Source organism: Chryseobacterium sp. KACC 21268 (assembly GCA_028736075.1).
Taxonomy (GTDB): domain Bacteria; phylum Bacteroidota; class Bacteroidia; order Flavobacteriales; family Weeksellaceae; genus Epilithonimonas.
On record CP117875.1, the window covers coordinates 1868273 to 1881773 of the forward strand.

At 36.0% G+C, this 13501-nt stretch carries 14 protein-coding genes and 1 tRNA gene; 5 read left to right on the forward strand and 10 right to left on the reverse strand.

The window, feature by feature from the left end; all coding sequences use genetic code 11:
• Nucleotides 1–103 precede the first annotated feature (103 nt).
• The 8 genes from PQ459_08780 to PQ459_08815 all read right to left on the reverse strand — a co-directional run bounded on the left by PQ459_08780 (nucleotide 104) and on the right by PQ459_08815 (nucleotide 6012).
• Nucleotides 104–952 carry a YoaK family protein gene (locus PQ459_08780; GenBank protein ID WDF48560.1) on the reverse strand — a complete coding sequence of 283 codons (849 nt, stop codon included), beginning with the start codon at nucleotides 950–952 and terminating at the stop codon, nucleotides 104–106.
• A 42-nt stretch (nucleotides 953–994) separates the two neighbouring features.
• A complete protein-coding gene (locus PQ459_08785; protein WDF48561.1) occupies nucleotides 995–1486 on the reverse strand; it encodes a hypothetical protein in 492 nt (163 codons plus the stop codon).
• Between the two features lie 345 nt (nucleotides 1487–1831).
• Nucleotides 1832–3223 carry a HAMP domain-containing sensor histidine kinase gene (locus PQ459_08790; GenBank protein ID WDF48562.1) on the reverse strand — a complete coding sequence of 464 codons (1392 nt, stop codon included), beginning with the start codon at nucleotides 3221–3223 and terminating at the stop codon, nucleotides 1832–1834.
• A gap of 5 nt (nucleotides 3224–3228) precedes the next feature.
• Entirely contained in the window at nucleotides 3229–3933 is a 705-nt protein-coding gene (locus PQ459_08795) for a response regulator transcription factor (protein WDF48563.1), read from the reverse strand.
• Nucleotides 3934–4083: 150 nt separating this feature from the next.
• Nucleotides 4084–4168, reverse strand: a tRNA-Ser gene (locus PQ459_08800).
• 111 nt (nucleotides 4169–4279) lie between these two features.
• Entirely contained in the window at nucleotides 4280–4645 is a 366-nt protein-coding gene (gene crcB / locus PQ459_08805) for a fluoride efflux transporter CrcB (GenBank protein WDF48564.1), read from the reverse strand.
• A 74-nt stretch (nucleotides 4646–4719) separates the two neighbouring features.
• Nucleotides 4720–5334: a hypothetical protein gene (locus PQ459_08810; GenBank protein WDF48565.1), complete on the reverse strand. Its 615-nt coding sequence runs from the start codon at nucleotides 5332–5334 to the stop codon at nucleotides 4720–4722.
• Between the two features lie 69 nt (nucleotides 5335–5403).
• The gene (locus PQ459_08815) at nucleotides 5404–6012 is read right to left on the reverse strand and encodes a ferritin-like domain-containing protein (protein WDF48566.1); all 609 of its coding nucleotides are present in this window, start codon (nucleotides 6010–6012) and stop codon (nucleotides 5404–5406) included.
• Nucleotides 6013–6332: 320 nt separating this feature from the next.
• On the opposite strand from PQ459_08815, the gene PQ459_08820 reads away from it, so the two are divergent.
• The 5 genes from PQ459_08820 (at nucleotide 6333) to PQ459_08840 (ending at nucleotide 10230) form a co-directional block, all read left to right on the forward strand.
• The gene (locus PQ459_08820) at nucleotides 6333–6893 is read left to right on the forward strand and encodes an AraC family transcriptional regulator (GenBank protein ID WDF48567.1); all 561 of its coding nucleotides are present in this window, start codon (nucleotides 6333–6335) and stop codon (nucleotides 6891–6893) included.
• Nucleotides 6894–7344: 451 nt separating this feature from the next.
• The gene (locus tag PQ459_08825) at nucleotides 7345–8856 is read left to right on the forward strand and encodes an acyl-CoA/acyl-ACP dehydrogenase (GenBank protein ID WDF48568.1); all 1512 of its coding nucleotides are present in this window, start codon (nucleotides 7345–7347) and stop codon (nucleotides 8854–8856) included.
• Between the two features lie 375 nt (nucleotides 8857–9231).
• Nucleotides 9232–9654, forward strand: coding sequence for a cold shock domain-containing protein (locus tag PQ459_08830; GenBank protein WDF48569.1), 423 nt, complete (start codon nucleotides 9232–9234; stop codon nucleotides 9652–9654).
• A 34-nt stretch (nucleotides 9655–9688) separates the two neighbouring features.
• Nucleotides 9689–9883 carry a cold-shock protein gene (locus PQ459_08835; GenBank protein ID WDF48570.1) on the forward strand — a complete coding sequence of 65 codons (195 nt, stop codon included), beginning with the start codon at nucleotides 9689–9691 and terminating at the stop codon, nucleotides 9881–9883.
• An 86-nt stretch (nucleotides 9884–9969) separates the two neighbouring features.
• On the forward strand, nucleotides 9970–10230 hold the full coding sequence (locus PQ459_08840) for a SemiSWEET transporter (protein ID WDF48571.1): 261 nt from the start codon (nucleotides 9970–9972) through the stop codon (nucleotides 10228–10230).
• Here the strand turns inward: PQ459_08840 and pdeM are convergent.
• Together pdeM and PQ459_08850 are read right to left on the reverse strand one after the other, a co-directional pair.
• The gene (pdeM, locus tag PQ459_08845) at nucleotides 10227–10871 is read right to left on the reverse strand and encodes a ligase-associated DNA damage response endonuclease PdeM (GenBank protein ID WDF48572.1); all 645 of its coding nucleotides are present in this window, start codon (nucleotides 10869–10871) and stop codon (nucleotides 10227–10229) included. The genes PQ459_08840 and pdeM overlap by 4 nt on opposite strands.
• A gap of 97 nt (nucleotides 10872–10968) precedes the next feature.
• A complete protein-coding gene (locus PQ459_08850) occupies nucleotides 10969–13425 on the reverse strand; it encodes a ligase-associated DNA damage response DEXH box helicase (protein ID WDF48573.1) in 2457 nt (818 codons plus the stop codon).
• Nucleotides 13426–13501 lie beyond the last annotated feature (76 nt).

Below are 13501 nucleotides of genomic sequence, written 5' to 3' on the forward strand. Positions count from 1 at the left end.
GCACATATCATAAAATCAAAATACACCGAGAGATCCTCGGTGTATTTCTTTAGAAAAGAACTATTACAAAAAACTAATATATATAAATTGTGTTTTAATCTTTTTAATCCTCGCTGAAAGCTAGTTTTGCTTTGCTTCTAGAATGGCTTGTTGTTCTTTTTTCTTCCTTATTGTGAATTTTATAATACAGGAAAGCGATCAAAGTTGGCTTGTGAAAAATTCTGTAATATCTGTATTCTGTATGGAAATGTCGAAGATTGATCTTATAAAAATCATAACCAATGACAACTAATAGACAGACGCTGATCACGTAGAATACACGAAATTCCAGACTGTAATAAGTTAATCCTGAGAATATTGCTCCCAAAACGTACGCCGCCATAATGCTCATTAGTAATTTGGCTCTGGCAATTAATTCAGGATTCTTTCTGAATTTTTTCTGTGTGAACATAGACGCCAAGATTCCCAAATCGGTAGTCGTACCAGTAAGGTGAGTGGTCTTCACGGAGAAGTTTGAGATACTGGCTGTCAAACCATTTTGAAGACCTGTTGCGAACAACATCAATGCAACCAAAGCCTCTGTCTCTCCTAAAGTCTTTTCGTAAAAAAACTGACCGTAGACTCCAACTGCTAAAAGACACAATATCTCCAGAAAAATAGGAAATGAGTGCGCAAAATATTTGCTTTTTTTATTAAGATTGATGACACTCATATTGGCTACAAATCCTCCAAAGAAGAACAGGAAAATCCATCCACCTACAACTGCAACCTGAGACCAGTTTCCCTGGCTAATTTCTGCCGCAAAGATGGCGTAGTGACCTGTGACATTGGATGTAAAAGAGAGAAATATCAATAGAGATGCTATGTTTATAGTCCCCGCCGTAAAGGCAGTCAGCGTCCCCAGTCTGATGTTGTCTCCCAACGTTCTGCTGTTACTATAATTTCTTAACATTTTACTTTATTTTTAATAATTAAATTCTGAAAATTCATTTTCCTACAAGAAGACTTCTGCCAATCTACCTTTCTCCGGAACAAATCCTGACGTTGCTGTTACCACTTCGTGCGCCTCTACGTGTTTATTTTTCTTCAGATAAGTTGTAATTTCAAATTGGTTTTTACCAAGGTTTTTACTTTTTGAAGTAGAGAAGTAGGCTTCATCTATATTTGCCGCCTCAATGTAGTTGTTGAAGGTTCTCTGAAAACTTCCGGTGAAGATGTCACAAGTGATTTTGTTGATGAGGTTGGGATATTTGTTGTTGATAATGCTGTAGGCATCACAAAATTCCTTAGATCTTATTTTAGTTAGGATAGTACCTTTGGTTGTGAACAGTAGATCTCGGATAGAATCACCCATATCGTAACCGGCAACGAAAAGAATATTATATTTGTTCTCATCGTGTTGTTCATTTTTCTTTTTCAACACTTTTTTCAAGATGTCCAAAGATTCCAATGAAAAGTCTGTCGCTATTAAAATGGTTTTGGTCATAACTTTATAATTTTGTGAGTTGTCATTTTTTGATACTACAAAACTATACCCACCAAATTAGAAAGTCTTTGGAACCAAATTAAAATGTAATTAGAGAGATTAAAATGAGATTAGAATTTCATCCCGAATGCTAAAACGAATTATTTGGGCAGCTATTCCGCCCTCCGTTCCCGCTATTTTTTGCAAGAAAATTTCAGTTTCAAAGGAATGCAATACTTCGCAAAAAATGAGCTCCACTCAGGTCGGGCTGCAAATTCCACACAAAATTTAGATTGTCATTGTTATTCAGATTTTCCCTTTGTATAACTCTGATTAAGAGTTTGCTATGAACTTTTTAAACAGATATTAATAAGTCACAAAGATTGGAAAACTGATTTGCACGGTTGTGCCAACATTTTGTTTAGAATTAATGATCAATTCACCATTATGGATTCGGATAATATTTCTTGCCAGCGGTAATCCAATCCCGTAGCCTTCATAGTTTTTTGTATTAGAAGCTCTGAAAAAGGGATCATAAATCTTATCGAATTCAGAATCAGGAATCCCGATTCCATTGTCTTTTACAATGATGTAAACGTGCGTGTCCGTGGCACCAAGTGAAACTTTAACTTGTTGAAAATTAGAATATTTACAAGCGTTATTAATAATATTAGCCATAGCAAGATGCAGTAGCTGCTCGTTTCCTTGCACTTTCAGTTTTTTTGGATTATCCGGCAGCATACTGATGTCCATAAAGACATTGTTGTCAGAATTTATTCTAGTCGCCGTTTCTATTACGTCCCAAAGCAATTGATCCATCCGCACTTTATCCATTTTTTGGATCTTCCCATCAAATCCAGTTTGGGCAATCATCAGCAATGCTTTGATTTTTTTATCCAGTTTTTCAGCCTCTTCCAGGATTATCTGAAGTGTTTCCTGGTAATGTTCTTCTGTCCTTTTCATAGAAAGCGCAACATCGGCCTCACCCATAATGGAGGTCAATGGCGTTCGTAATTCGTGGGAAACATTTCCTATCAAATGGTTTTGTGTTTCGAAAGAAGTTTCGATTCTATTTAGCATTCCGTTGAAGGTGTCGACTAACTCATTTAGTTCCGTGTTTCCTGGCTGAGGTTCCAAGCGGAGATGCAGGTTTTCTGAACTTATTTCTTTTACCTTATTCGTGATTTTCAGAATTGGTTTGAATAAGGTTTTAGAGAGATAAAAAGAAAAAATCATAGAAAAGAAAAGAGCCAGAATCATACAAGTGATCAGCGTTCTCTTCAAATATCCCAGATAGTAAACAACATAATGGTTTTTCGCAGAAGCAATCGCAATGTAATCCTTGTTGTGAGAGCGGAAACTCTGTCCAATGTAGTAGAGCTCTTTGTCATTATAGTTGGCTTCTCCTTTTTTTACAATGCTTTTGAAAAATGTATCCGGAATATGAATCTGATGAGAAATCTTTTTGTAGTTGGAATCTTTTGGGATTTCAAAAACGTAATCTTTTTCCATAGGCAATTCCTCTTCCCTGGTCAGATTTGTAATGATTTGATTGGTAGAATTATCAATGTGAGGTTTGCTCTTCTCGATCTGAACGATTGTAGTTGCGCGGATCTTCAGTAATTCATAAAACCTCTGATGAGAAAAATTAACAATAGAAAAATAAACCAACCCACTGAAAAGCAGTATGACTACTGTGAAAACAAGCATCAGAAGAAGCATTGTCTTGGTTTGATTGGTAGAGATTCTTTTCAGCATAATTTTTAAGGTTTTTTCAGAACATAACCCATTCCTATCACAGTATGGATAATCTTACTATCATCCTGGTTGTCTAGTTTTTTTCTCAGATAATTCACATAAACATCCACTACATTGGTCCCTAACTCGTAATTCACACCCCAAACTGCTTCCAGTATTTCGGCTCTCGAAATTACTTTTTCAGGATTGTTTAGAAAGTAGAGTAGTAGCTTGTATTCTGTTGATGTCAGTGAAATTTCGGTTCCACTTCGGGACACTTTTTTAGTATAATCGTTGACAGTCAAATCCTCGAATTGATAGATGTTTTCGTCATTCTCCACTTCATTAGAATCTGCTCCGTTGCTGTGTCCGCTGCGTCTTAGCAGTGACTTGATTCTCGCAACCAGCTCAATAAATTTAAAAGGTTTTACAAGATAATCATCACCACCACTTTCCAAGCCCATCACAATGTTTTCGGACGAATCCAGAGCGGTCAGGAACAATATAGGAACCGTTTTATTTTTCTTTCTGATTTCTTTACAGACTTCCAGACCGTTGATGTCTGGCAGCATAATGTCGAGGATGATCATATCAAAATCATTACTATCTACCATTTTGATTCCTGTACCTCCGTCAAGTGCTACAGAAATTTCGTAATCCAATTCCTGAAGACCCTTCTTAATAAAGGAAACAACGCTTGATTCATCTTCGATCAGAATAATTTTTTTCATAAAGTTTGGATTCACAATGATAGTGGGATTTCAAAAATAACAATTTAAAATTGAAATTAAAACAACAAAAATTTGGAAAGTCTTAATTCTTGGACATAAAAAAACCTTTAAATGCTATGATTTAAAGGTTTTGGGTTTTTGACTCCTTTGCGGAGAGAGAGGGATTCGAACCCCCGGACCTGTTACAGTCAATAGTTTTCAAGACTATCGCAATCGACCACTCTGCCATCTCTCCTTACTTGCTACGATCTCTCGTTTTCAGTGGTGCAAATATAAAACGCTTTTGCTTTATGACCAAATTATTTTTGAGAAAAAGTTTTAATGCTTTCGTTATCAAAGAGAAAAATTAATTCTTCATCAATTGGAAGCCTAGGGAAACCACCAATATTCCCACAATCAGACTTACTAAACTGTATAAAATTAGAATATTGTAATTGCCATTTTGCCATAGCGAGAAGTTTTCTGCAGAAAAGGTTGAAAAAGTTGTGTAACCTCCGCAGACTCCTGTGATCAGAAGATATTTGAAAGAATTGTCAACTTTCAAAAAATAGGCTGATAGAATACCAATCAAAAAGCAACCGGAAATATTTACAACAAAAGTTCCCATCGGAAAAGCGTTGATATTCCATAATTTCTGAGTGTAATTCGAAATTAAAAATCTCATCACGCTGCCAAAACCGCCTCCCAAGAAAATGTAAACTAGATTTCTCATCTAGCAAATTTATGAAAATGGTTAATTAAAGTATTTGTTTTCTTTAATGATTCGTAGATTTCAGTGGAGTACTTTTAAAACTTCAGCATTTCATCTGCAAAAATTTTCCATTGTGTTTTTGACATTCCGAACATTCCGCCAATTGCAATTGCTATATTTCTGACTTTACCTGCCAAATTGGTATTTAAATTTGGCGTTTCGTTTCTACCGTAGATTCCGATTTTTATATATTTCGCTCCTTTCGAAATTTTAAAATTAGAAGTCGAATCCTCGGAATAAAAATGAGCAATGTGGCTATTGTCTTCCTGGTTTGGAATTGTGGTGGGTTTGCAAACAATAATCAGATTTTCGATTTCTCCTTTGATGAGGTGTTGATCACTTATTTCTCTGATTTTTACCCATTCATAGCCTTTTGATTCTGGATTTCCGGGTCCGGGAATATCAATTCTGATCAGATCACTTTCTATAGGCAAGCGATCAATATGTTTTCCTGATGAGTCGAAAAGTTTGAATTCTGCAGATTTTTCGCTGCAATAGTTTTTCCACTGGTTGATATCTAAAAATCTCTTTTTTAATTCTTCAAAGCCAGCGTTTGTATATTCTGAATCATTAAAAAGTTTCCTGCTCTCTGAATCGTGAAAACTGCCATTTTTTTGTTCAGGAATTCCGGGTATTAGTTTTGGTTTCATTTTTATTTGAGTTTTGAATGAGATTCTTGATACAAAAAAAATTCCGGATGATCCGGAATTTATCTGATTTTATTTTGCTTTGGAATTAAGATTTGTGTCTGCAATGCTGGTGAGCAATTCGTCACAGCCTTTTTCTTCTTCCAATGTTTCCAGTAGATTTTTAAGACATTTTTTTTCCTTAAGAACTTTTGCAAAGGCAGCTAACGTGCCATAAGTAGCGATTTCGTAATGTTCCACTTTTTGTGAAGCAGCAATGATTCCTGCATCTCTCACGCTTCCTGGCTCTGTTTCCTCAATGATGCTTGTCCCTTCGTCCAAAAGACCTTGCATAGCATCACATTTTTTTGCGACAGCTTTTTTTCCCAATGATGCAAAACAGTCCTCTAATCGTTTAACCTGACTTTTGGTCTGCTCAAGGTGTGAATTGATCGCATCTTTTAGTTTTGCGTCGGTTGCATTTTTATACATTTTTGGTAACGCCTTAACAAGGGCTTTTTCTGCCCAATAGATATCTTTCAGACTATCTTCAAAAAGATCTTCTAATTTTTTAGCTGCATCCTTTTTAGCTGCATCCTTTTTAGCGGGTGTTTTTCTAGTTGATGTTTTAGTAATTGGACTCTTTGCTGCAGTTTTCTTTTTTGCTGTACTTTTTGTATCAGCTTTAGTTTTGGTGGCCATAATATATTATTTTGATTTGTGACATCATATTCACAACTTGTATGCCAATGTTTTTTATAATAAATATTTGATTTTTAATTAATTGTGTTTGTTTTTTGGTTTGATTTTTGAAATGTCAGACCGCTAATTCATTTGGATTTTATTACTGTTGCTTGTAATCTAATTTTTAAGGCAATTAATACGATTGAATTATCAAGCTAATGTGTTAATTATGTATCAAAATAATCCCGTTAAAATAATTTTCACAACTCTAGTTTTTAAAGCTAACTTTGAAAAACACAAATCGTAATTTGTTGATTTTCAGATTTAAAACACAAATGATGAAATTATATATAAAAAACATGGTAAGTCTCCGTTGCAAGATGGTTGTCCATCAAGAATTGGAAAAATTAAAAATTCTGAATGCCGTAGTAGATCTTGGACTGGTAGAGACTGAAGGTGATATAAGTTTTGAACAGCGGGATAGCCTTAGAATCAATTTATCCAAATCTGGACTAGAGCTAATGGATGATAAGAAAAGTATTCTCATTGAAAAAATAAAAACTGTAGTTGTGGAGTTGATTCATCATTTTGATGAGTTTCCCAAGGAAAATTTTTCAGACCACATCAGTAGAAAATTAGGCTATGATTATACTTATCTTGCTAATACATTTTCTGAAGTCAAAGGCATTACACTCCAACAGTTTATCATCATCAATAAAATTGAAAAGATAAAAGAATTGCTTTTGTATGACGAGCTCAATCTTACAGAGATTTCTTATAAGCTTAATTACAGTAGTGTGGCACATCTGTCCAACCAATTCAAAAAGGTCACTGGATATTCACCTTCTTATTATAAACGATATAATCAAAAACGCCAGGATAATCTGGAAGATTTATAGAAAAGTGTGATATGTGTAATTATATTTAAGAATAATGTAATAATATTAGAATTTATTTAACCGAAATTTGTCTTTGTAATAATCCATTCAACAATAGCTAAACACTAATAAAGAAAAACACTAAATGATGAATTAGTAACCAAAACTCAGTTATCTTTAGATCACTGAATTAAAATTGGAGAAAAGAGAATATCTTTTCAACAGTTTTAATATAGAGAACAGCAGCTTCGGCTTCCTGTTCTTTTACTTTTTGCATCATTTGCTTGCAATATCAATAGAAATCTCAACATAAGATGATCAAAGTAGTATGAACCAATTAATTATCTTACCTTTGTTTTATTATTTATAATTGTGAAGCTGCTGGATTATTTTATTGATTCAATCGCCATTCGCCTCACTTTAAAATTTTTGCTGTAATTAATGGCTTACGGCACTTTATCTCTCACACTATATGAATGCACTAGCATTGGATTTACCTACAGATTCTTACTCAGAATTTCTGGAACGTTTCAAAACTTCTATCTCATCACTTTTTCAAAAAGAAAATATTGACCAGCTCAGCCTTTCGCGAGGTTTGCCGCCCAATGTTTGGAAAGAGATCTTCAATTTGAAACCGTTATCTGTTGCTATTCCCAAAGAATTCGGTGGGAGAGGTGTGAAGGTGAAGGAGTGTCTTGGGATTTTGTCTGCTGCCTCATACGAGTCTTTGCCTTTGTCATTGACATTCGGGATCAATATTGCACTTTTCCTGGAGCCTTTGGCCAAATATGGGAATGAGATCATCAAAGGTGATATCTTCAAACATTTCTTAGATTATGGCGCAATGGGTGGATTGATGATCACAGAGCCAGATTACGGAAGTGATGCTTTGAGTATGAGAACTCAAAATCAATTGATCGATAACGAATATCACGTAAAAGGAACAAAACACTGGCAAGGTCTTACAGGATTGGCCAATTACTGGTTGATCACTTCCAGAAACGCCAATGCAGAAGGCAATCTGGGAAGAGATGTAGATTTCTTTATCGCAGACACGCACAAGCCAAATCAAAATATCGAGGTTCTAGAATATTATGACAATGCGGGATTGTATATGATTCCTTACGGTCTTAATAAAGTAGATGTCAAACTTCCTCAGGAAAATAAATTGATCCCAGAATCTACTGGATTAAAATTGATGCTGGACGTTCTTCACAGAAGCAGGTTCCAGTTTCCAGGAATGGGAATGGGATTCCTGAAAAGAATGATGGATGAGGCGACAACGCATTGCAAAGAAAGAATCGTTGGAACTTCCAATCTTTTCGCTTTGGACCAAGTTCAGTTTCAATTGGCAAAAATGCAGTCTTATTTCACGCTTTGTTCAGCAATGTGTGCGAAAAGTTGCAAAGTGAGCGGAATTGAAAATGATGTTTCAGGAAGCGGTGTTCACGCGAACAGTATGAAAGCTTTGGTGACGGATATGATGCAGGATTCTGCACAGATGTTGGTCCAGCTTTCTGGCGGGAAAGGTTACAGATTGAGCCACATTGGTGGACGCGGCATTATGGACAGCCGTCCGTTCCAGATCTTCGAAGGTTCCAACGAAATGCTTTATACGCAGATCTCAGAAGGCATCTTGAAAGATATGAAGAAGAAGAAAACCGATAACTTGGGAGATTATCTTGCCATCAATGAGTTGACAGCCAATGCTTCAAAACTTTATACAAAAGAATTTGATTTTACAATTGGAAGTCCAATCTCTCAAAGAAAAATGATCGATCTTGGTAAAATTATCGCAAGAGTAGTAACAGTCAATGACCTTTTGGAATTGAACAACGAAGGTTTCAGCCAGCAATTGACAGATAACTCTATCGAAATGGTGAGACAGGAAATCGTAATGCTTCTAGCTTCATTGCAACATCACAAAGACATCAGCGCATTATGCGAAATTGGTGATAATAGTGATTGGATGAAGTTCGCTTAATCAATCCATTACAAAATATAAAGACCTCAAATCATCCTTGTTTTGAGGTCTTTTTTTATTAATAAATTTTCAAAAATTTTTAATATTTATATTAATTTATAAATCAATTATTTGAAAACGTGAAAGTTTCATAAATTTGTTGTATATTTGCATTATAATTTATAAAAAGAGGTGTCTGCCTTGCTTTTTCTGTTACAGTTTAGAATCACAATTTTTCTCTCCCCAGTTTTCGCTTACAGTACCAATCTTTAAATTTTAATTTTCGAATTAAAATCTTTTGCCGACCTCGTTTATTAAATTATAAAAAGAATAATGCTCGTGGAAAGGCATTATCATTACCAAAACAAAAATATTAATATAATACTTAAATAATTTATGGCAGATTCTTTCTCCAAAAAAGAAAATTTCAAGAAAAAAATCGCAAAACAAAAAGAAAAGGCTATTCGTCGTGAAGAGCGCAAGTCCAATAATGACAAAGGTAAAGAAGCAGAATTTATGTATGTGGATGCATACGGAAGATTGACTTCTACACCGCCAGAAGAAAGATTGGAAGTAAACTTGGATGATATCCAACTAGGTGCAGCGCCTATCGAAGCCGAAGAAGCTGTGAAGACAGGAATTGTAACGTTCTTTAGCGAGAAAGGTTACGGTTTTATTACAGAGGATGGTAACAAAGAAAACGTTTTCTTCCATAGCAACAATTGTGTGCACTTGGTGAAAAAAGGAAACAAGGTGTCTTTCGAAAAGGAAAGGTCGCCAAAAGGTTACTCCGCTATCAACATTCAACTTATCAAATAGATAATAATAACAACAATTTTTTAATACCATTACAATGCAAGAAGGCACAGTAAAATTTTTCAACGAAACAAAAGGTTTCGGATTCATTTCTCCATCAGCTGGAGGAGACGACATCTTTGTACATTCATCAGGTCTAGTTAGCAGAAACATTCGTGAGAATGACAAAGTAACTTTTGAAGTACAAAAAGGACAAAAAGGATTAAACGCAGTTAATGTAAAACTTGCGTAAGCATAAAAGTTTTTCCTATGAAAATGGTAAGCTCCGAATTTATTCGGAGCTTATTTTTTTGGCTTTATTTTGGATTGATGACCAATATGGACGAAAACTTACTCGGAATTATCGCAGGTATCCTGACATCGGTCGCAATGATGCCACAACTCATCAAAGTCATTAGGGAAAAAAACGTAGAAGACATTTCAGTAATGATGCTTTTGGTCCTGATTTCCGGACTTTCACTTTGGGTCTGGTATGGAATCCTGAAAGACGAATTACCAATTATTTTATCTAATGGATTTTCAGTTTTGGTTAATTTGACTTTGCTGACGTGCTGCTTTATCTTTAAAAATAAAGATTAAATCTCATAGATTTCAGAATCGGTAAAGACAAAGTAACTTCCTTTCTTAGGAATATTTTTAGTGTCTAATCCCGTAAACTCGCTGAAGGCAGGTAACAATAATTGTTTTGAAGTCTGGGCGAAACAGGGGAGTTTTATTCTTTTTACAGGAGAATTAATAACAAAACCCGGATGAATATGTCCCGTAATCTGAAATTTTGGATTTGAACGGTCAAAGTCGTGGACAAAAGCGATGTCATCAATTTCTAGAGAAGCACTTCTCGAATCCAAACATAATTTCTTTTCCAAGGTTTTCGAAATCCTGTCGTGATTGCCTTCTACAAGACAGAACTTAATCTCTGGATATTGATTTTGCCACGTGCAAAATTCGTCAACGTCAGAATTATTTCCTGCGTGCAACAAATCGCCAACGATAATAAATTTATCGGGCTGAAAATTTTCAATTAAAATAGATAAACGCTCCAAATCATTTTTCATAATATGATTCGCCAAAGCAATTCCGTTTTTACGGAAATGAGCGGTTTTTCCGATATGTAAATCTGAAAAAATTAAGGCTTTTTCTTTTTCCCAGTATAGCGCGCGTTGATTAGTTAAGGTAAAAATTTCGTTATGTATCGTAATATCTTTAGTCGCTATATTCATTTAAATTTATCATTTTTCATTCTGCAATAACTTAATTTTTTAATATCGGCAACGTTGAAATTCCTTTGGAATGACAACTTTACGGATATCTTTCGACTCAATCGTCTTTAATATTTCTACCGGATTGCTTAATTAATTTTTGAATTCTCGCATCGAGATTTTCACTCGTCAAAGTCTGCCTTAAACTGTCGACCTTTATTGGGAAACTCAAAGGTGTAAATTTATTGGAATATTTTAAAATAAACTTCGATTTTTCAATCCTTTTAAAAGCTTCCACCAATCTTTGCTCCTGCAACTGCATATTAAAAACTTCCGTATAGGCCTGTCTCACGAGAAAATGATTCGGGTCGTAATCTTCGAGAACTTTAAAAATCAATCCGGCCGAACTCTGCAAAGCTTTATTCGAACGTTGCTGTCCAGGGAAATTCTGCACGACCATCCCCGAAATCACCGCAATATCTCTGAATTTACGGCTTGCCATTTCTGCTGAATTGATACTCGAAATCACATCAACCATCAGATTATCTCTGGTCAGAATTCTATCTAAATTATCTTCAGTCACAGGAATTTCTTTGTCACTGAACAGTTCAAAACCGTAGTCATTCATCGCCATCGAAAAAGAAATCGGAGCCAGTTTGGAAATCCGGTAGGCAATCAAAGCCGCCATCACTTCGTGCACCAAACGTCCCTCGAATGGATACATAAATAGATGATAGCCTTCGCGGTTTTTAATTAATTCAATCAAAAATTCATCATCTTTTGGAATATGTGACCGCTTTTCCTGATTAACCAAAAGTGGATGCAGAAATTTCAATTCCTTTTCAGAAGCTTTCGGATTAAGTGCTCCTGATAATTTTTCTCTTAAAAAATGCCCCAGATTTGAACTTAAAGGCAATCTTCCACCCAGATAACTCGGAGCCTGCGCTTTTCCTTTGGAAGCCCGCACGAAAACAGTCATATCTTTTATCATTGCCACTTCCAAAACACGACCGGCCAGAATAAATTTCTCTTCTTTTTTCAGTCTCGAAATAAAATATTCCTCAACCATCCCAATGTAACCGCCTGAAATAAATTTCACTTTCAGCATCGCATCGCTGACAATCGCACCCATATTCATCCGGTGGAGCATCGCAATTTTTCTGGAAGTCACTTTGTGCAAACCGTCTTCCATCACGACAACTTTGTGATATTCTTCGTAGCTTTTTAAAGCACTTCCACCAATTGTGAGGAAATCTATCATCGCTTTCCATTCCTCATCTCTAATTTCCTGAAAAGTATAGACTTTTTTAATTCTTTCGTAAACTTCGTTCGGTAAAAATCCATCACCAACCGCCAAAGTCATCAGAAACTGAACCAAGACATCGAAACACAAAACCACCGGCTCGCGAGGCTCTATCACTTTCTGTTTTACGGCTTCTTTTAAAGCCGCAACTTCAATCAGTTCCAGAGAGTGGGTGGGAACACAGAAAATTTTTGAGGTTTCAAAAGGGGAGTGGCCACTCCGTCCCGCCCGTTGCAGAAATCTCGCAACGCCTTTTGCAGAGCCGATTTGAATGACTGTATCAACAGGTTTAAAGTCAATTCCCAAATCCAGAGATGATGTGGAAACAACTGCTTTTAACTTTCCTGAACTTAAATTTTCTTCAATCCAGATTCTCAGATGCGCATCAATCGAACTGTGGTGAATGGCGATTTGTCCGGCAAAATCAGGATAGGCATTCAGCAAAAGCTGATACCACATTTCGCTCTGGCTCCTCGTATTCGTAAAGACGATGGTCGATTTTGATTCCAAAATAATCGGAACCACTTTATCGGCTAATTTTTGTCCGAGATGCCCTGCCCAGGGCAAAAGTTCAACTTCATCCGGAAAAACCGAAATGATATCGATTTTCTTAAGTTCTTTCGCAGTAATTTTTGTCTTCTTAATATCATAGGGAATCAAAACATCCTGCGCTTCATCAAGGTTTCCGATGGTTGCCGTGATTCCCCAGATTTTAAGTTTAGGAACATAATGAAAGAGCTGTGAAATCCCCAATTCAACCATCACGCCCCGTTTTGAACCAAGCAATTCGTGCCACTCATCCACAGCAACGCAATGCATATTGGTAAAGAAACGCTGATGGTTTTTCTGTCCTAAAAGTAAATGGAGACTTTCGGGTGTGACCACCAGAATTTCAGGCATATTCTTAACCTGTTGCTGACGGACTTTCGGGTCGGTATCACCGTTTCTGACGCCGACTGCCCAGTCTAAACCAATCTCGTCAATCGCTTCCTGCATTGCTTTGGCGATGTCTTTTGAAAGGGAACGAAGAGGCGTAATCCAAATCATCTTCAGTCCTTTTTTGTACTTCTCAGGATTCGTCAGAAAATCTGAAACCAAAGCTAAAAATACCGAAAATGTTTTCCCAAAACCCGTCGGAGCAACCACCATTCCGCTGTAGCCACTGCCAAATTTCTTCCAGGTATCGACCTGAAATTTAAATGGCGCGTTGCCCTTTTCCATCATCCAGTTTTGGATGATTTTAAAGCCTTCGGTATTTTCGTAGTTGCTCATTTTTTACTGTATAAAATTTTACCACAAAAATCACAAAAGAAAAGTTTTAATTAATACTTATTAAAGTTCAAAAAGG

What these genes read in the sequence shown, in the direction of transcription:
- PQ459_08780 (WDF48560.1), bottom strand. Translation starts at nt 952, where the DNA reads ATGTTAAGAAATTATAGTAACAGCAGAACGTTGGGAGACAACATCAGA.
- PQ459_08785 (WDF48561.1), bottom strand. Translation starts at nt 1,486, where the DNA reads ATGACCAAAACCATTTTAATAGCGACAGACTTTTCATTGGAATCTTTG.
- PQ459_08790 (WDF48562.1), bottom strand. Translation starts at nt 3,223, where the DNA reads ATGCTGAAAAGAATCTCTACCAATCAAACCAAGACAATGCTTCTTCTG.
- PQ459_08795 (WDF48563.1), bottom strand. Translation starts at nt 3,933, where the DNA reads ATGAAAAAAATTATTCTGATCGAAGATGAATCAAGCGTTGTTTCCTTT.
- crcB (WDF48564.1), bottom strand. Translation starts at nt 4,645, where the DNA reads ATGAGAAATCTAGTTTACATTTTCTTGGGAGGCGGTTTTGGCAGCGTG.
- PQ459_08810 (WDF48565.1), bottom strand. Translation starts at nt 5,334, where the DNA reads ATGAAACCAAAACTAATACCCGGAATTCCTGAACAAAAAAATGGCAGT.
- PQ459_08815 (WDF48566.1), bottom strand. Translation starts at nt 6,012, where the DNA reads ATGGCCACCAAAACTAAAGCTGATACAAAAAGTACAGCAAAAAAGAAA.
- PQ459_08820 (WDF48567.1), top strand. Translation starts at nt 6,333, where the DNA reads ATGAAATTATATATAAAAAACATGGTAAGTCTCCGTTGCAAGATGGTT.
- PQ459_08825 (WDF48568.1), top strand. Translation starts at nt 7,345, where the DNA reads ATGAATGCACTAGCATTGGATTTACCTACAGATTCTTACTCAGAATTT.
- PQ459_08830 (WDF48569.1), top strand. Translation starts at nt 9,232, where the DNA reads ATGGCAGATTCTTTCTCCAAAAAAGAAAATTTCAAGAAAAAAATCGCA.
- PQ459_08835 (WDF48570.1), top strand. Translation starts at nt 9,689, where the DNA reads ATGCAAGAAGGCACAGTAAAATTTTTCAACGAAACAAAAGGTTTCGGA.
- PQ459_08840 (WDF48571.1), top strand. Translation starts at nt 9,970, where the DNA reads ATGGACGAAAACTTACTCGGAATTATCGCAGGTATCCTGACATCGGTC.
- pdeM (WDF48572.1), bottom strand. Translation starts at nt 10,871, where the DNA reads ATGAATATAGCGACTAAAGATATTACGATACATAACGAAATTTTTACC.
- PQ459_08850 (WDF48573.1), bottom strand. Translation starts at nt 13,425, where the DNA reads ATGAGCAACTACGAAAATACCGAAGGCTTTAAAATCATCCAAAACTGG.